Annotated in this window: 19 protein-coding genes; 15 read left to right on the top strand and 4 right to left on the bottom strand. The window is 46.9% G+C overall.

The window, feature by feature from the left end; all coding sequences use genetic code 11:
- Positions 1-104: 104 nt before the first annotated feature.
- From hemC to ABF86_RS10175, 4 genes are read left to right on the top strand one after another with little or no spacing between them, the layout of a single operon-like run.
- Positions 105-1,031: a hydroxymethylbilane synthase gene (gene hemC / locus ABF86_RS10190; RefSeq protein WP_074685312.1), complete on the top strand. Its 927-nt coding sequence runs from the start codon at positions 105-107 to the stop codon at positions 1,029-1,031.
- A gap of 19 nt (positions 1,032-1,050) precedes the next feature.
- Positions 1,051-1,833 carry a uroporphyrinogen-III synthase gene (locus ABF86_RS10185; protein ID WP_074685294.1) on the top strand — a complete coding sequence of 261 codons (783 nt, stop codon included), beginning with the start codon at positions 1,051-1,053 and terminating at the stop codon, positions 1,831-1,833.
- Positions 1,834-1,847: 14 nt separating this feature from the next.
- Positions 1,848-2,876 (top strand): uroporphyrinogen-III C-methyltransferase, encoded by a 1,029-nt coding sequence (locus ABF86_RS10180; protein WP_074685296.1) that lies wholly within the window; start codon positions 1,848-1,850, stop codon positions 2,874-2,876.
- Positions 2,873-4,054, top strand: a complete 1,182-nt coding sequence (locus tag ABF86_RS10175; RefSeq protein WP_011634119.1) for a heme biosynthesis protein HemY — start codon at positions 2,873-2,875, stop codon at positions 4,052-4,054. Before ABF86_RS10180 ends, ABF86_RS10175 begins: the two co-directional genes overlap by 4 nt.
- Positions 4,055-4,060: 6 nt before the next feature.
- Here the strand turns inward: ABF86_RS10175 and ABF86_RS10170 are convergent, their stop codons facing one another.
- Positions 4,061-5,107, bottom strand: a complete 1,047-nt coding sequence (locus tag ABF86_RS10170; RefSeq protein ID WP_074456341.1) for a CDP-6-deoxy-delta-3,4-glucoseen reductase — start codon at positions 5,105-5,107, stop codon at positions 4,061-4,063.
- Between the two features lie 29 nt (positions 5,108-5,136).
- On the opposite strand from ABF86_RS10170, the gene ABF86_RS10165 reads away from it, so the two are divergent.
- The 6 genes from ABF86_RS10165 (at position 5,137) to ABF86_RS10140 (ending at position 9,880) form a co-directional block, all read left to right on the top strand.
- Positions 5,137-6,042, top strand: a complete 906-nt coding sequence (locus tag ABF86_RS10165; protein WP_074456340.1) for an SDR family oxidoreductase — start codon at positions 5,137-5,139, stop codon at positions 6,040-6,042.
- Positions 6,043-6,101: 59 nt separating this feature from the next.
- Positions 6,102-7,322: a type II secretion system F family protein gene (locus ABF86_RS10160; protein WP_160803582.1), complete on the top strand. Its 1,221-nt coding sequence runs from the start codon at positions 6,102-6,104 to the stop codon at positions 7,320-7,322.
- 43 nt (positions 7,323-7,365) lie between these two features.
- Positions 7,366-8,226 (top strand): A24 family peptidase, encoded by an 861-nt coding sequence (locus tag ABF86_RS10155; RefSeq protein ID WP_160803581.1) that lies wholly within the window; start codon positions 7,366-7,368, stop codon positions 8,224-8,226.
- 3 nt (positions 8,227-8,229) lie between these two features.
- Entirely contained in the window at positions 8,230-8,841 is a 612-nt protein-coding gene (gene coaE, locus ABF86_RS10150; protein WP_160803580.1) for a dephospho-CoA kinase, read from the top strand.
- Positions 8,842-8,913: 72 nt separating this feature from the next.
- Entirely contained in the window at positions 8,914-9,669 is a 756-nt protein-coding gene (gene zapD, locus ABF86_RS10145) for a cell division protein ZapD (protein WP_160803579.1), read from the top strand.
- A 16-nt stretch (positions 9,670-9,685) separates the two neighbouring features.
- Positions 9,686-9,880: a DNA gyrase inhibitor YacG gene (locus ABF86_RS10140; protein ID WP_011634126.1), complete on the top strand. Its 195-nt coding sequence runs from the start codon at positions 9,686-9,688 to the stop codon at positions 9,878-9,880.
- Positions 9,881-9,947: 67 nt separating this feature from the next.
- On the opposite strand, the gene argA is transcribed toward ABF86_RS10140, so the two are convergent.
- The gene (gene argA / locus ABF86_RS10135; protein WP_160803578.1) at positions 9,948-11,282 is read right to left on the bottom strand and encodes an amino-acid N-acetyltransferase; all 1,335 of its coding nucleotides are present in this window, start codon (positions 11,280-11,282) and stop codon (positions 9,948-9,950) included.
- Between the two features lie 23 nt (positions 11,283-11,305).
- On the bottom strand, positions 11,306-12,067 hold the full coding sequence (locus tag ABF86_RS10130; protein WP_074456490.1) for a 16S rRNA (uracil(1498)-N(3))-methyltransferase: 762 nt from the start codon (positions 12,065-12,067) through the stop codon (positions 11,306-11,308).
- Positions 12,068-12,164: 97 nt separating this feature from the next.
- On the opposite strand from ABF86_RS10130, the gene ABF86_RS10125 reads away from it, so the two are divergent.
- Both ABF86_RS10125 and ABF86_RS10120 read left to right on the top strand, forming a co-directional pair.
- Entirely contained in the window at positions 12,165-12,722 is a 558-nt protein-coding gene (locus tag ABF86_RS10125; RefSeq protein ID WP_011634129.1) for a thioredoxin family protein, read from the top strand.
- Positions 12,723-12,724: 2 nt separating this feature from the next.
- Positions 12,725-13,528 carry an inositol monophosphatase family protein gene (locus ABF86_RS10120; protein WP_011634130.1) on the top strand — a complete coding sequence of 268 codons (804 nt, stop codon included), beginning with the start codon at positions 12,725-12,727 and terminating at the stop codon, positions 13,526-13,528.
- A gap of 93 nt (positions 13,529-13,621) precedes the next feature.
- Here ABF86_RS10120 and ABF86_RS10115 read toward each other — a convergent pair whose 3' ends face one another.
- A complete protein-coding gene (locus tag ABF86_RS10115; RefSeq protein WP_074456491.1) occupies positions 13,622-15,226 on the bottom strand; it encodes a multicopper oxidase domain-containing protein in 1,605 nt (534 codons plus the stop codon).
- 470 nt (positions 15,227-15,696) lie between these two features.
- Here ABF86_RS10115 and ABF86_RS10110 point away from each other — a divergent pair, with 470 nt between their 5' ends.
- The 3 genes from ABF86_RS10110 to ABF86_RS10100 all read left to right on the top strand — a co-directional run.
- Positions 15,697-17,208 carry an alginate export family protein gene (locus ABF86_RS10110; RefSeq protein ID WP_345889568.1) on the top strand — a complete coding sequence of 504 codons (1,512 nt, stop codon included), beginning with the start codon at positions 15,697-15,699 and terminating at the stop codon, positions 17,206-17,208.
- 45 nt (positions 17,209-17,253) lie between these two features.
- A complete protein-coding gene (locus tag ABF86_RS10105; RefSeq protein ID WP_011634133.1) occupies positions 17,254-17,589 on the top strand; it encodes a hypothetical protein in 336 nt (111 codons plus the stop codon).
- 130 nt (positions 17,590-17,719) lie between these two features.
- Positions 17,720-17,975, top strand: a 256-nt coding sequence (locus tag ABF86_RS10100) for a transposase (RefSeq protein ID WP_160803576.1), incomplete at its 3' end; no start/stop codon positions are given.

Here is a 17,975-nt window from a genome sequence, read left to right as displayed (position 1 = left end):
TCATGGGCTCGGGTCACCGGGATAAAATGCAGTTATTTGCCATCATCCGGACCGGGGTCGCCCGTGCTAGAATGGCGGCATTGCTTCAAAATCAGATTCTTATTATGTCTAGTCCTGAAAAAATTGTTATTGCGTCACGTGAGAGCCAGCTTGCTTTATGGCAGGCAAATTTCATTCGAAGTCGTCTGCTTGAATTATACCCGCAAACTGATATCACCATACTTGGCATGACGACTAAGGGAGATCAGATTCTGGATGTTTCCTTGTCAAAAATTGGTGGCAAGGGGCTTTTTATCAAAGAGCTTGAACTGGCTCTGGAAGACGGCCGTGCGGACATCGCAGTACATTCTATGAAAGATGTGCCGATGATTGTTCCGTCTGGATTCAGGCTGGCCGCCATCACAGAACGGGAAGATCCGCGTGATGCATTTGTTTCCAATGATTTTACCAGCCTGGAAGAATTGCCCACCGGAAGCGTGGTAGGGACTTCCAGTTTGCGGCGAGAATCCCAGTTACGGGCGCGCTTCCCGCATCTGCAAGTGCGTCCGTTGCGTGGTAACGTGCAAACGCGACTGCGAAAGCTGGACGAGGAGGAATACAGTGCAATCATTCTGGCTGCAGCCGGACTGAAACGGCTGGAGCTGGGATATCGCATCAGCATGCTGTTGCCGCCCGAGCTGAGTCTTCCGGCGGTTGGACAGGGTGCGTTGGGTATCGAGTGTCGCGATAATGATCCTGATATGGTGGAGTGGATGAAGCCGCTACACCATGCCACAACTGCTTATTGTGTGGAGGCAGAGCGTGCCATGAGCCGTGTGTTGGGGGGCAGCTGCCAAGTACCGCTGGGTGGCTTTGCTGAAATTTTTGAAGGGGTATTGACACTGCGTGGTTTTGTGGCCACCCCTGACGGATCAAAAATAATCGCAGATAAATTATGTGGCAAGCCGGAATCAGGAGAACGGGTGGGCGAGCAACTGGCGCAAAACCTGAAAACGCACGGTGCGGAAGAGATTCTTGCCGCCCTGGCCTGAGATGTGATCGGGGCAGATATTGGCACTTGATCGGTTAGCCGGTAAAAGTATTCTGATTACCCGCCCTTTGCATCAGGCGGGTAATCTGGCTGCACGAATCAAGGGGTTGGGCGGAGAGCCATGGTTGTTCCCCGTGCTGGAGATTTCTGATAGCGAAAACAAGCAGCCGTTACTGGATATGATTGCGCGGCTTGATGATTTTGATCTGGCTGTTTTTGTCAGCCCGAATGCGGTGGAAAGAGTTATGCCGCTGGTTCACGCAGAGCGCCGCTGGCCTGAGCATGTACGTGTTGCAACCGTGGGAAAGGGGAGTGCCCGGGCGCTCGAACGTCATGGTATTCCCGCTGTCATTGTTCCAGAAGATGGTTCTGATAGCGAAGCCTTGTTGCGCGTACCACAACTGCAGATCATGCAGGGTAAGCGCATCATAATTTTTCGCGGTAATGGCGGGCGGAAATTGCTTGGAGATACGCTACGTGATCGTGGCGCCAGTGTTGACTATGTTGAATGCTATCGTCGCCACCGGCCGGAGGTTGATCCCTTGCCGTTGCTGAAGTACTGGCATGATAGCGGGATCCAGGCAGTAGTCATCAGCAGCAGCGAAGGTCTGGATAATTTATTTGACATGATCGGTAAAACAGGCCAACAATTGCTCAGAGCTACCGCCGTGTTTACGGCACATGACCGGATTGAGTGCAAGGCAAGAGAGCTGGGTATCAGGAAGATATACCGCACTCCTCTCGGAGATGAAGGGACTGTGCAAGGTTTGCTGGAGTACTTCGAAAAAATACAGTCACACTGATAGCATCCGATCATATGAATAAATATACGCAGATTTCGACTTCCGGATCAGCTCGCCGCTTGGCTGTTTTCATACTGGTGATCTTGTTAATTGCAGTAACTGCCATGCTGTGGAAATGGGCTGAAAAACAAGGGTACATCTCTGCAATGGAGCATTCCCTGGCAACATATCTGGCTGATGCCGATGTTTTTAGCAGCCGTTCACGCACAATGCTTACTGAGCTTGAGCTTGAAAAAACAGAAATCAAGCAGCGCTTAAATCATCTGGAAGAAAGATTGCTGGTTACCCGTGAATCGCCTGTTGAAGTTGGCAAGCTGTCTGACGGTGACAGTACTCATACGGGTGCCTGGATGCTGGGTGTGATCGAACGTCTTATTGTTTCGGCTGATCGTTATCTGCGGATGACGGGTGATGTGCGTTCTGCACTTGACTCACTAAAATATGCGCAAGAACTGCTGCAATCCGATGAAATCCCTGGGTCATCAAAATTAAATGAGGCATTGGCAGGGGATATTGCGCAGCTTGAAGTGCTGGCTACTGTGGATGTCCAGAGGATTAACCGGGATATTACGGAGCTTGCTACACGGATTGATGATCTTCCTTTGATGATGGACGCCAGTCTGATAGAGATTGATTTGCCGGAGAAACAAGATACATCCGAGCCACGGTTATGGCATCGTTATCTGCTTGAAATCGAAAAAGATCTCAGCCGGTTGATCAAAATTGAAAAAATAAATGACTCGGGAACATCATTATTATCGCCTTCCCAGATTCATCTTCTAAAAGAAAATATCAGACTGCAATTGATGCAGGCACGCCTTGCCTTATTAATCCGAGATGAAGGCAATTTTCGCACTGCTGTGAAAACGGCAATAGATTGGGTGCAGCAGTATTTTAATACAGAGGCTCAGTCAGTTAGAGATGCTCTGGGGGAGCTGGAAAGATTGGCCAGTATTAACATCGGATCACAGTTACCGAATTTGGGAGAAATCTTGGAAATTGTGTATCACGATCAACTCATGCTGAAAGGAGAGGGTGAATGAAACTGGTGTTATGGGTACTGGCATTATTCGCATCAGCGACAGCTATCGTATTGGCTGCGTACTACAACACGGGTTCGGTTTTATTTACCGTACCTCCTTATAAGATTGAGCTTGCGTTCAACACGTTCATCATAATGGTGCTGTCAGTTTTTACCGTGTTTTATATGCTCCTGCGGATCCTATCCGGATTGTCCGGTATAAACAGGCGGATACGGGCTAAAAAAGCCGAGCAGCTGACATGGTCTGGTGTGAGGGCATTTTTTGAAGCGCGTTACGATCAGGCAATGGAATTTTCAGAAAAGGCCTTCAAGCTTGCTGATACACAAACGACTAAGGTTTTGAATGCCGTTGTTGCAGCCCGATCGGCTCATCAGCAGAGGAATTATTTACGACGTGATCATTTACTGACTGCAGCCAGGGAACAGGCTCCTGTGGGCAGAGTACTGACGTTGATTACCGAAGCAGAATTGTTTCTGGATGAAGGGCGTTATCATGATGCGTTGACAGCTTTACAATCAATTTATTCATTCGGTGGTCTGCAAAGTACTGCGGTACTTTTACTGGAGCTAAAAGCCCAACAGATGGCTGGAAACTGGGATGCTGTGCTGGAATTAACTGAAGTGTTGTCAAATCGCTCATCTGTTGATAGAGCACATGTGGATGAATTACGGCACCAGGCACACTTGGAAAATATTAAAAAGAACACAAAAGATATTGTTTTACTGAAGAAATACTGGGGAACCTTGCCATGGCAGGAAAAAACTGATGGCAGGATTGCAGTAGCAGCAGCTCGCGCGTTAATGGCTCAAGGAGATAATGCTGCTGCACAAAAAATTATTGAAAATGGTTTGGATGCCGGGCTCTATCCAGAGCTGGTTGCATTATATGCAGATTGTCAAAGCGGTATAGTCAGCTGGCAAATACAACGGGCAGAAAGCTGGCTCGTGAAGTATCCGAACAATGCTGATTTATTGCTGGCGCTGGGACGGCTTTGTACTTACGGGGAGTTATGGGGTAAAGCGCAAAACTACCTTGAAGCAAGTTTATCAATTGATCCAGGATATCCGGCACATCTTGCATTGGCTCAGTTATTTGAGAAATTGGGTAAGCAAGAGGCAGCAAGCGAACATTATCGCAAGGGACTAGACTTTGCACTCAAGCAGATCAGCTCGGCTTGATTTGTGTCAAGTTACTGCCGGTTTTGAGGGGATGAAGGCATCAGAGAAAAAATTCTCCTCTTGTAAATTCCGCTGACTGGTAAAGTTGTCGAAGGCAGCCTTTACCATGGCAGGAGCGCCACAGGCATAAACCTGACAATCCGACAATGTGTCCATGTCTTCCATAACGGCCTGATGTACCAGGCCGTTTTTTCCTTGCCAGTTATCAGTTAAAAGTGGTTCAGATAATACCGGGATATAACTGAAGTTCTTGTTTTCTTCTTCCCATTTTTTAGCCAGATCATTCAGGTAAAGACCATCCCGAGTGCGGGCTCCCCAGTATAGTTTTATTTTGTTATGCTTGAAGCGGGTATTCTCCGTGTAAAAGAGATATTCCAGCATGCTTTTAACAGGAGCAAAGCCGGTGCCTCCTACCAGAAAGATAATGGGAGTATCATTTTTAGGGGTGTCATGAAGAAAGAATGATCCCAAAGGCCCTTCAAACCGAAGAATATCTTTTTCCTTCATGTAAGAAAAGACATATTCAGAAAATACTCCACCGGCATAATTGCGTGTGTGTAACTGTAGAAATTCATCATTCCCAGGAGCATTAGCCAGAGAGAAGCTGCGACGCTGACCATCCTTCATCAGGATGTCGATGTACTGCCCCGGCAAAAATTGTAACCGTTCATTTGCAGGCAATTTCAGATAAATAATCATGACGTCGGATGCCACATGTTCCAGCTTATGTACCCGGCAGGGCATGGTACGAACCCTGATATCCTTGACTGCTTCGATTTCCTGACATTCAATTTCCAGATCAGAAAGGGGCCTGGCGCAACAAAAAAGTGCCAGCTGCTGTTCTTTTTCCTGTTCCGTCAGCACTTCTTCGCTATAAGCGCCATAATCAACAATCCCTTGTATAATTTTTCCCTTGCAGGTGCCGCATGATCCGTTACGGCAGCCGTAAGGTAAAGACAGCCCATGGCGCAAAGCTGCTTCAAGGATCGTCTCGGTTGGTTCGATCGTGATGATACGGCCACTTGGCCTGAAAGTGATACGGTAAGACTCCATTGGGGAGATATAGCTAACAAATATTGGTTATGAAAAATAAGTTGCTAATTGTGGGATGCGGTGATATCGCTTCAAGAGTGGCCAACCTACTCGGACAGTGCTATCAACTGTTTGGTTTATGTCGCAGAGTTGAAAATTTCGATCATTTACGCATATTGGGTATCACGCCAATAGCGGGTGATCTGGATCAGCCTGCAAGTCTTGAAAGAATGGCGGGAGTTGCTGCTCATTCAGTCTTGCATCTTGCCCCGCCTCCAGGTCAGGGCAAGCGTGATACGCGTACATTACACTTGTTGTCTGCACTTTCCCGGCGGCAATCAAACACAAAAAAAAGAATACTACCACAACAGCTGATCTATATCAGTACCAGCGGGGTTTATGGGGATTGCAGTGGCAACCGGGTTAATGAAAGTTACCCGGCAAATCCGAGAAATGATCGTGCCTATCGGCGGCTAGATGCTGAACAACAAATCAGAAACTGGGGGATACGTAATGGGGTGCGAGTATCTATTTTGCGCGTACCAGGAATTTATGCGCACAATCGACTTCCGCTGGAGCGTTTGCGCCAGGGTACCCCCGCTTTGTTGCCAGCCGAGGATAGTTATACGAATCATATTCATGCTGATGATCTGGCACGCATTATTGTGGCTGCCCTGCGTTTTGGTAAATCGGGCAGAATCTATCATGCGAGTGATGATTCCTGTTTGAAAATGGGAGAATATTTTGATCTGGTAGCGAATCATTTTAATTTGCCCGGCACAAGAAAAATTACCCGTCAGGAAGCCAAAGAGACACTCTCTCCAAGCCTATTATCTTTCATGCTGGAATCAAGGCGTTTAACCAATGATCGTATCAAACGCGAATTGCAAGTCCGGTTACGCTACCCGACTGTGGGAGCTTTCCTGGCAGAGATAGAAAAAACACCAGTTAAATAATCCTGAATTTTCTGCCGTAGTAACTATGATCCAGATCAGCAAGATAAAAGGAAATTGGCATGGTAACGATTGCGACATCAGAAAAGAAAGTCAAAGAATTCAATTTTCTATGGGAAGGAAAAGATAAAACCGGAAGGGCGATTAAAGGCGAAATGCGTGCGGCTGGTACTGTTGTGGTGACCTCTACACTGCGTAAACAGGGTATCAGAGTAACAAAAATTACCAAGGCCAGGGCGGGTGGAAAAATTACCGATAAGGATATTACGCTGTTTACACGCCAGCTTGCGACGATGATGAAATCGGGAGTGCCTTTGCTGCAAGCCTTTGATATTGTAGGCAAGGGACACAGTAATCGTACAGTCGGGAAACTGCTGATGGATATCAAATCAGAAGTGGAAACAGGTAGCAGTCTGGCCAATGCATTCAAAAAACATCCACTTTATTTTGACTCCCTGTTTTGTAACCTGGTGGCAGCGGGGGAAGCTGCCGGTATTCTGGATAACCTGCTTGACAGATTGGCTACCTATAAGGAAAAGATTCAGGCGATCAAAGGGAAAATAAAATCGGCATTGTTTTATCCTGTTTCAATCATTGTGGTTGCTTTCATCATTACCGCAGTAATCATGATATTCGTAATCCCGGCTTTCAAGGAGTTGTTCCAGGGATTTGGTGCTGATCTGCCCGCCCCAACCTTGATGGTCATGACTATTTCTGACTTTTTTGTAGCGTACTGGTGGGCGATTTTTGGAGGCATCGGTGGGGGGCTTTATGTATTTTTTTATGCCTGGAAGCGTTCTGCCGCGATGCAGCATGTCATGGATCGATTAGCTCTGCGGTTACCAATTTTTGGGGAAGTGATCCGTAAAGCTACGATCGCTCGTTGGTCACGGACACTTTCAACTATGTTTGCTGCTGGCGTTCCTTTGGTTGAGGCACTTAATTCTGTTGCTGGTGCAGCTGGAAACCAGGTGTATTACGAGGCAACAAAAGATATCCAGAACGAAGTCAGTATCGGCAGCAGTCTGGTGGATGCGATGATGGCAACCAGTGTTTTTCCTCCAATGGTGCTGCAGATGGTTTCCATCGGCGAGGAATCAGGCTCGCTTGATGCGATGCTCAGCAAAATTGCAGATTTCTTTGAGGCAGAAGTGGATGATGCAGTGGAGGCGCTTTCCAGTCTGATGGAACCGCTCATCATGGTGGTGCTAGGGACGCTCATTGGCGGCATGGTGGTTGCCATGTATCTGCCTATCTTTAAAATGGGGCAGGTGGTCGGATAACTGGATAGTGTTATTTTCGCAACCGAATCAGGACAGGTAGTGCATGAATATTTTTAATACCCTGCAAGCTTCACCAGCTTTTTTTATTTCATTTGTCTCGCTTATTGGCCTGGTTCTGGGAAGTTTCCTGAATGTAGTAATTTACAGGTTGCCCGTGATGTTAAAACGTGAATGGATGCAACAATGTGCTGAGTTGCGCGGAGAACAGGTAAAAGTGTTGCCGACGTATAACCTGGCTATACCAGGTTCCGGTTGTTCACAGTGTGGTCATAAAATTTCCGCTCTCGAAAATATTCCGATTATCAGCTACCTTCTTTTGCGTGGACACTGTTCAAGTTGCCAGGCTCGTATTTCATTTGATTATCCCCTGGTTGAGGCTCTGACAGCCATTCTAAGTGGTTTTGCTGCGTGGCATTTTGGTTTTAGTGGGATTTTGCTTGCTGCGCTGATTTTTGTTTGGGCAATGATTGTTTTGACATTTATTGATCTGAATACCCAGCTTTTACCAGATAGTATTACACAGCCGCTGTTATGGGCGGGCTTGATCGTGAATCTGCATAATGGTTTTGTGGATATCCATTCAGCTGTTATCGGTGTGGTTGCAGGCTACCTGACACTCTGGAGCGTGTACTGGTTGTTCAAATTGATTACCGGTAAGGAAGGTATGGGGTATGGTGATTTCAAGTTGCTGGCTGCAATCGGTGCCTGGTTGGGCTGGCAATTGTTGCCACTGGTAATTTTGTTTTCTTCTGTGGCGGGGGCTGTTATTGGCACTATCCTGATCCTGGCCGCTAATCGTTCAAAAGGTACGACACTTCCCTTTGGTCCTTATCTGGCAGGAGGGGGATTGATTGCCTTGTTCTGGGGTAATCAGATCAATCAGGCATACCTGACCATGTTTTGACGCATGGGATTCATTATCGGGCTAACGGGTGGAATTGGCAGTGGCAAGACCAGTGTAGCTGATCTGTTCCAGGAGCTGGGCATTGGAATTATTGATACTGATCACCTGGCGCATGAACTGATCCGACCAGGTGGTAGTGCGATTCAGGCAATTCGTATCGCGTTTGGTGATCATTTTATACTGGAAGATGGTTCACTGAATCGAGTGACCATGCGCGAGCTCGTATTCTTTGATGAAGTGGCGCGGCATAAGCTCGAAGCCATACTTCACCCGCTGATTTATCAGGAAAGCAGGCGACGTCTCCCGTTGATTCAATCCAGTTACGGCATTCTGGTTGTGCCCTTGTTACTGGAGACTGAAGATTATCCCGAGCTGATTAATCGTGTGCTGGTAGTTGATTGTCCAGAATCCCTGCAAATTTCCCGTACCATGCAGCGCAGCAAACTGAAGGAACAGGAAGTGCGTGCAGTGATGGCCGCACAGTGCTCACGTGATGAACGCCTTGCTCTGGCTGATGATGTGATTATCAACGACTCCGACAATCAGCACCTGCGGCAACAGGTACGAATGCTACATCAGAAATATCTTGCGCTTGTTGACAAACACAGCTTCTGAACGATTCTGGTAAGATGCATGTAACTGCAGTTTTCTGCTATGCTTTAACATTCCCACGTCATCTTACTTACTGTGATCTGTTACGAATTACCCCTGAACGAACGAATCCGCATGTTACTGAGACTGGAGGATTTGTTCGACAAAATTGATTTTTTTTCGGCTAGGGATACCTCTTTCGAACATCATGCTGCTCTGGTTGCATTGTTTGAAATTCTTGATGTTACCAGCAGATCTGATCTTAAGTCGGATCTGCTGCAGGAATTGGATAAACAACGAACCATGCTGGAAGGTTTGCAAGATAACCCGGGCGTATCAGAAAAAGCACTCATTCATATATTGCAGGATATTCGAGCTGCTTTCCGTGGATTGCTTGATATACAAGGCAGGATCGGCGGACATTTGCGGGATGATGAATGGCTGATGAGTGTCAAGCAGCGTATGAGCATTCCAGGAGGGGCGTGCGAGTTTGATTTGCCAGCCTATCATTACTGGCTGAATATGGCTCCAGATGCCCGCAGGGCAGATCTCCAGAACTGGATTACACCTCTTACTGCTATCCGTAGCGGGATCAATATCATACTGAATATATTGAGAAACAGCGGAACAAAATTTTGTTACATTGCTGCTAAAGGAGTATTCCAGCAGGCTGGTTCAGAGCATCAGGCACATCTTTTGTGCCTGCATATCAGTGATGAAATTTCCTGCATCCCGGAGATCAGTGCCAATAAATATGCGCTCAATATACGATTTATTCCCTGGCACTCGGATCACAAGACAGAAGTGTGTGAAGAAGATGTTCCTTTTGAATTGACTTTCTGCAGTTTATGAGTAGTGGTGTGATTAAATGGAAAGGCGACCAGGTAAATCTCCAACCGTAAACTGTCCCCAATGTGGTGAAGTCGTTGTCTGGGAAAAATCAAGCAAGTATCGTCCGTTCTGTTCTGAGCGATGTAAATTACTTGATTTAGGATTGTGGGCTACAGATTCCTACCGAATACCGGATGAAGATGAGCCTCAAGAAGATAATCCTCAAAGCTGATTTTGCATGATTCCAGATTTGTGTTCCTCAGCGATAAAGAACAATAGGCAGAGTAGGCGATCAGGTTTCAGATTGATTTGACGAAAACCTTTGAGCGGCGCTGATAGTTGTAGAGATGCTGCTTTGACTGTGGAAGCTGGTCAGGGGTGGTTTCCGAGAAACCACGCTCTACAAACCAGTGAGCGGTACGGGTAGTGAGGACAAATATATGGCGGTAGCCTTGTTTTCTGGCTTGTTCTTCCAGGTGATCAATCAGTATCCGACCCATTCCTGCTTTGCGATATGCAGGATGTACTGCGACGCAGGCCAGTTCGCATGCTTTGTCATCCGGGAAAGGGTAGAGTGCTGCACAGGCAATGATCACGTTGTCATGTTCAATCACTGTAAAACGTTCAATTTCCATTTCCAGTAATTCCCGGCCACGCCTCACCAGAATACCCGTATTTTCCAGTGGTTCGATTAACTGCAGTATGGCACCAATGTCCTTGATATCAGCCTGACGGATAATTTGTAGTGGGTCACGTGTGATCATGCTGCCAATGCCACCGTGCGTGAACAACTCAAGTAACAGAGCGCCATCAGCATGACGACTGATAAGATGAACACGTTCCACTCCCTGTTCGCAGGCATGCAATGCCCATGGCAGATAGAGGCGGATATCTTCATTTGGTTGATCTGCTGCAGTATCCATTGCCGCAAGTAGCGCTTTACCCTGCCTGACAGTAAGTTCCTGCAATAACGTATTACCTGATTCTGTTTGTTGCTGGATGCCGGGCGTATCTACCAGAAAAATCAGCTTGTCGGCTCTCAGGGCAATGGCGACTTCAGCGGCAGTATTTTCTACTGTCAGATTAAAAATTTCTCCCGTTGGTGAATAGCCCAGAGGTGAGAGCAGCACGACAACCCCTTGTTTAAGTTGATCGAGGATGGCTGCGGCATTGATACGGCGTACTTCTCCAGTGTATTGCAGGTCCACCCCTTCCAAAACACCGATCGGGCGAGCAGTTACGAAATTTCCGCTGGCTACCCGTATGGCGGCATTGGCCATAGGCGAATTAGGCAGCCCCATCGACAGCAGAGCCTCGATTTCAACCCGGACTTTACCGACCGCTTCTTTCACATATTGCAGTGTAGTGACATCGGTAACACGCATACCTTGTACGTAACTTATTTCCTGCTGATCAGCCTGTAATCTGGATTCAATTTGCGGTCGCGCGCCATGCACCAATACGAGCTGGATACCGAGACTGGCAAGCAGGTTAAAATCCTGCACCAGCTCGACAAATTTTCCATTTGCAACGACTTCACCACCAAAAGCGATAACGAAGATTTTCCCACGACTGGTGTGGATATGCGGGGTAACGGAGCGAAACCAGGTAACAAATTCGATGTCCGATTGCATGGCTGATCAAGGTAGAAGCACTATTAATAATCACCCCAAAGCACCTGGGCGGCGGCAATGGCTGCCAATGCAGCGGTTTCGGTGCGCAGAATACGAGTGCCCAGGCAGATAGGTATAAATCCGGCGTGAAGCATGGCGTCGGTTTCTTCTTCAGTAAATCCTCCCTCCGGGCCTGTCAGTAATGTAATGCACTCCCCGGATTCTGGAGGAGACAACTTGGCCAAACGTAGACGAGCGACAGGGGAGAGTATTATATCGTGCCCGGATAGATTACTATTTTCCTGTTTTTGCACCAGTTTCTGTTCTAACCAATGAGATAGGGACATAAGTGGCAACAGCTGGGGAATTCTGTTCCGTCCACATTGTTCACAGGCAGAAATAATGATTTTTTGCCAGTGATGCCAGCGTTTATCGGCACGTTCCCCTGTGAGTCGGATGAGTGTACGGCTAGTAATCAAAGGTTGTATACAAATGACGCCTTGTTCAACAGCTTTCTGAATGATCCAGTCCATTTTTTCATTGGTACAGACAGCTTGTGCCAACGTAAGCATTAAGGGGGATTCACGCTCAACTGGCAGGTGCTGTTCGATTTTAACGACACAAGCAGATTTTCTGACTTGGACAAGGCAACCGGAAAATTCACCTCCTGTACCATCGAACAGGATCACCGGATCTCCCTGTTTTAATCGGAGTACCTGAACTGCGTGATGACTGGTATCGCTGTTTAGCGTAACCTGTTTGGCATCGGGATGAATAGGGAGAGTATGAAAAAAGCGTGCTGTCATATAAAAAAGAATTGATATCTTGAGAGAAAAAGTAACAAAATATTTTTATGATAGTATAGGTAAGAATGAAATTGATTAATGAAAAAGGAGTGGCTAGATGGCAAGTCTTGAAACACCGGTTTGTGATTTTGGCTGGAAGGCGATAGATTTTGATCTTCCCGGGGTGGACGGTAAGCGTTACAACCTGGCATCTGTGCTGGGTGAGAATGGGTTATTGGTCATGTTTATATGCAACCATTGCCCTTATGTAAAAGCTGTTCGTGACCGGATCATTCGAGACGTCAAAGAGCTTGCTGGGCATGGCATCGGTACAATTGCCATCATGTCTAACGATCCGGCAGATTATCCGGAGGATTCATTTGAGAGCATGGGTAAAATTGCCCGGGAATATGCCTATCCGTTCCCCTATGTAATGGATGAAACCCAGGAAACTGCTAAAGCATACGGAGCAGTCTGTACGCCTGATTTTTTTGGCTTCAACAATAAACTGGAGCTGCAGTATCGTGGTCGGCTGGATGCCTCCCGCAAGGAAGCAGCACCTGCTGATGCACGCCGTGATTTGTTCGAGGCAATGGTTCAGGTGGCGAAAACCGGAAGTGGGCCTGAAGAACAGATTTCCAGTATTGGTTGTTCAATCAAGTGGCGAGCAGATTGAGCATGCTGGATCGTGTCATCACGGCAGTAAGGGAGGTTGCACACAAGGAGATTATTCCGCGTTATCTGCAAGTTGAACGTATCTATAAAGCAGATGGCAGTTTTTGTACCGAGGCGGATCTGGCTGCGCAAGGAAGTTTACTGGAGAGATTATACGAAATTTCTCCTGTGGCGATGATTGGCGAGGAAATGCCGGAATCGCAACAACTGGAGCAGTGGGAAGCCGGCCAGGAGGGGATATGGAGTATTGATCCAATTGATGGAACTTCCAATTTCATGAATGGCTTGCCTTATTTTGCTGTTTCTGTGGCGCTGATGCGAGGGGGCAGAAGTGTGCTGGGCGTTGTCTACAATCCGGCGACAGATGAAATGTTTTATGCTGAGCAGGGGAAGGGTGCTTTTCTTAATGGCAAAGCCTTACCTCTTTCCAGACGTAAAATTCCGTTAAACAAAGCGATTGCCAATGTCGATTTCAAGCGGCTGAATCGCAAGCTGGCAGTAGAAATTGTTGCCAAACCTCCTTATTCCTCACAAAGAAACTATGGCACTTGCACGCTGGAATGGTGTTATACCGCAGCGGGGTATTTTGATCTGTATTTACATGGTGGCCAGAAACCTTGGGATTATGCCGCTGGCTGCCTGATACTGGAGGAGGCGGGTGGCCATCGGTGTACGCTGGAGGAGGATGATTACTGGGCAAGCTATCCCTGGCGTCGTTCAGTTATCGGTGCGCTTGATCATGATTTGTTCATTCAGTGGCGTGACTGGATCAGGGCGCGTTTGCCAGATACTGGCTCTGCCCGCTGATTTTCCTGAATCTGAAGACTGCCGGTAGTTGGATGGTATTCGTATAGCACGGCACAGGTAAATTGTATGCCTGTACTCAACACCAACCCGGATTCAGCTGACAAAGAAATTGCGCATCATACCCATATCTTCATGTTCCAGGTTATGACAGTGATAAAGAAATAGCCCGGTATAGTCCGTAAATGGCTTGATGATTTCAACTTCCTCTCCTGGCATCACCAGCACTGTATCTTTCCAGCCACTGTTGATAAATCCATCCTTAATTGCAGCGTAAGCACTGCCAGCATGGCCAGGTTTGCGTGACAGAATCTGGAATTGCTGGCCATGAAGATGGATCGGGTGCGGCTGCGCCATTATCATCCCCATCATTCCTCCTCCCCGACCACCGCGCATCCCGCCACCCATGCCCCCATCCCCTCCGATACCCGGATTGATATTGGATATCCGGATTCTTTGCACGGTATTTACTGGTATTTTCTCTTGGTTCGTATAATCCAGCATGTCAAAGGTTCGGCCATTGAGATTGAAGGTCATACGACGCATGCCAATGGCAATTGGCACCACGATATCCGGATTAGAAGTATCCTTCGCAGTGAAACGGTGTATGGGAACCAGGGTATCAGGCAATCTGGGTGAATCACTTACTTGTTTGGTGATTGCAAATTTGACGATGGTACCTTTGTTTCCCTGGTCCATCGTATTACTTCCCATGCCCATTCCACCTCCCATGCGCATGGAAAATCCCTGGTAGGATAAAGTCTGCAGAGCCAGCTCAGAGCCAGGCTTGCGACCGCTAAAATCAACCCATAGTTCTACCCGTTCTGCTGGGGCGAGCATGATATAGGGGAAGGTTTGCGGTTTTTCCAGTAATCCGCCATCTGTACCGATGATGGTAAGCGGAGAGCCGTCACTCCAGCCCAGTTTGTAGATTCTGGAGTTTGATCCATTCAGGATACGAAGACGGTAGGCACGTGTTTTTACGGGAATAACATGGTTGCGCCGGCCATTTGCCAAGATGGTATCGCCAAGAAACCCCTGCATACGCTGATGCATGTTCAGTGCGTAATACAATTGATTCCCGGATGTAAAAGTTCGATCCTGGATGATAAGCGGAATATCGTATTCATCACTTGGCAGATCCAGTTTGCGTTCAATCTCGTCTGTGATAGTAATGAGTCCGGCGAGACCCTGATACACTTGTCTAGCAGTTACTTCATGTGTATGAGAATGATACCAGTTAGTACCAGCCGGGTTTTTCACTTCAAACTCATATACATATTGCTCACCCTGGTTGATTGCATACATCGGATGTCCATCCATAATTTGCGGTACATGCATGCCGTGCCAATGCGTTACGCAGGGCTCTGGTATCTGATTGTAAAAAAATATTCGGACTTTCTGGCCTTGTTCAAAATTGAGCACAGGCCCCAGATAGCTGGGCAGTTCTTTAAGCGTACCAGAAGGTCCTTTCAGTAATTTTCCGGTATATTTAAGAACACGGGTATTTGCTCCCGGCAGGATTGAGACCTCGGTCATTTGTGCTGTCAGGGCAATTTCAACGTCGGCCTTGAATGCGCTATTGGGTGTTTTATTGAGTTTATTGCTTTCTGTAAACGCAAACCCGGGTATAGCTGCGGCAAGTGTTCCAGATGCGGCATATTGCAAGAACCGGCGACGATTAAGGTTGGTATTGGTCATAAAATTAACCTTATTAAATAATTGACAGTTTTAAGCAGATTCTACCTAATTCGAGATAACCCCGGCGTTCTGGGAAACCAAGTGTAGCAGTCGGTGCAAGTGCCTGATTACCTTTTCTTCAGCGATGTGGCACATTAATAGTTGTGTGAGGGTGTGTTTGAGAAAAATATGGCTAAGAGAAATTTTTTATCCCGGTGTCAAAATGAATATGTGTAAAATTTGTCAGGAAATTAGTTTTTCGGATGTTTCAGAGCTCGATACGAAGAATAATCAACCTGAAACTTTTAATCACTCCTTCTCATAGTAATTATTCCAGAATGTATATAACTGATGCTACTGACCTCAGCCTTAGCCAGAACAGTTTGATTAAGAAATTGACTGAATCATTTATAGATAAACTATCAGATACAATCAGAGCTGGTCTGCAGGTAACCATCACCTGCCTCATTTGTATAAACGGGAGCAGCCCGGTGTTTGCCAGCGAGCGTTCCGTTACTGAAAATCATCAGATTGATTGGTCTAAAGCCCCTCCGGTAACACCACCACCTCGCTCTGGAATTTTTGGCAAGCCTCCAGCAGGCCCCGGCTATTTTTCATTACTGGACTGGTTTGATGGCAACAGACAGGATAAACCACAGTTTGACCCTCACCCACCTGCAGCGCTGACAACAACTCCGGCATTTGATTTTGATTTCCGCTATCTTGAACAACCAGATCATGAAAAGGATTTTTTTGATCCAGTTAAACGTATTCATCTGGGTGATGACTGGCTACTGTCTTTCGGTGGCAGCTTCTGGTATCGCTACATGCATGAAACTGACAGCCGCCTGAATCCAGCAAAAGCCAACAATAATTATCATTTGTTACGAACACGGCTTCATGCTGATCTTTGGTATCAGGATCGCTTCCGGTTGTTTGCCGAGATGCTGGATGCGCGCGCACTGGGGCTGGATTTGCCGCCGCTTGCTATCGACAAGAATCATACTGATATGCTCAATCTGTTTGCAGATGTCAAACTGGGGCAATTCATGGATGATCCGGTCTATCTGCGAGTAGGGCGCCAGGAACTGCTATACGGATCGCAGCGGTTGATATCAACACTAGACTGGGCAAATACCCGTCGCACATTCCAGGGGATAAAAACATTCTGGCAAAATCCGACATTCAACTTGGATGCATTCTGGGTGCGACCAATGGTGACCGAGCCCAATCAGTTCGATAACTGGGATAAGGATCGTAACTTTGTTGGTTTGTGGGGAACTTATAAAGCAATTCCAGGCCAGGTGCTTGATCTGTATTACTTGAATTTGATTGATAACAGAGCTGTTTCTCCTGCCAATATTACCCAGGGTAATGTGTTGCAAGGTGATTCGGTGCTGCATACCATTGGCGCGCGCTGGGCGGGTGATTATGAACGCATCCTCTACGAACTGGAGGGTATGTATCAGTTCGGGAGACGTTCCCATCTTGATATTTCCGCTTTTTCTATTGCTTCCGGGGTAGGTTATCATTTGCCTTTGCCGATGAATCCTCAATTCTGGCTACGCTATGACTTTGCCTCGGGAGATAAAAACCCAGGTGATGGACATAGCAATACGTTTAACCAGCTTTTCCCGTTTGGCCATTATTATTTCGGGTATATGGATCAAGTGGGGCGGCAGAATATCCATGACTTCAATGCCCAGTTTTCGATGAATCCGCAGCCATGGGTATCACTCACCGGGCAGTATCACCGTTTTTATCTGGCAAACAAGCGTGACTATCTGTACAACGCAGCAGGGATGGGATTTATACGGGATATTAATGGTCAATCAGGCAGCCATGTCGGAGATGAAATAGATTTTGTGGTTAATTTCCATGTCAGTCGTCACCATGATATTTTGTTGGGCTATTCAAAATTTTTTACCGGTACATTTGTTAAAAATCAGCGTCCCGGTGTTTCACCTGATTTGTTCTATGCACAATATAACTTCCGGTTCTGATTGATAGGCCAGAATCGTATTTTTCAACTTTGGAAAGGAAAAAACATGTTCAAAACGCTATTTGCTGTAATTTTGTCGGCTTCACTTATCAGCCTTAATATCTCTACTGCTTACGCAGAAGCACCTGCCAGAGGTGAAACGTTTCCTGCTGATGAGGGCATTGTTGTCTCATCTATCGATACAGCGGGATATACCTATATGGAGCTGGCAAACGGTGACAAGAAATTCTGGATTGCAGCGCCGACAACCAAAGTTGAGAAAGGGGAACATATTCGCTTCGTAGAGAATATGAAAATGCACAACTTCACCAGCAAAACCCTGAACCGGACTTTTAATGAACTGATTTTTGTTACATCCACACAAGTTAAAGTAGAGAAGTAAAACAGGTTTTTTATCGAGGGATAATTAACATCTGCTGACGCTTATTGATTTTGCTGCCCAGCTTTTTTTGAATCCTTGCAGATTGATAAGAACCTGTTCAAAATCTCTGGGAGTATGAGAGACTCGGGAGATGAGAAAAAGTTACCTGGGCGACATCAGTCGTGAACAATTCGAGCTTATCAAGCCTTTGCTGGAGAGCGCGCGCAGGAAGACCAGCCCTCGACGAATAGATCTGTACGAGGTTTTTTGTGCGGTGCTGTATTTGCTCAAGAGCGGCTGCCAGTGGCGAGCCCTGCCTAATGACTTTCCCAAATGGCGCACTGTCCACTCATACTGGGCATCTGAGTCCCCGAGACAGGCAGCCATACTGTATGCCGTCTTCTGCT

Source organism: Nitrosomonas sp. GH22 (assembly GCF_009833115.1).
GTDB lineage: Bacteria > Pseudomonadota > Gammaproteobacteria > Burkholderiales > Nitrosomonadaceae > Nitrosomonas > Nitrosomonas eutropha.
The sequence above is the reverse complement of the archived record's forward strand: the minus strand, read 5'-3'. Positions and strand labels throughout refer to the sequence as shown.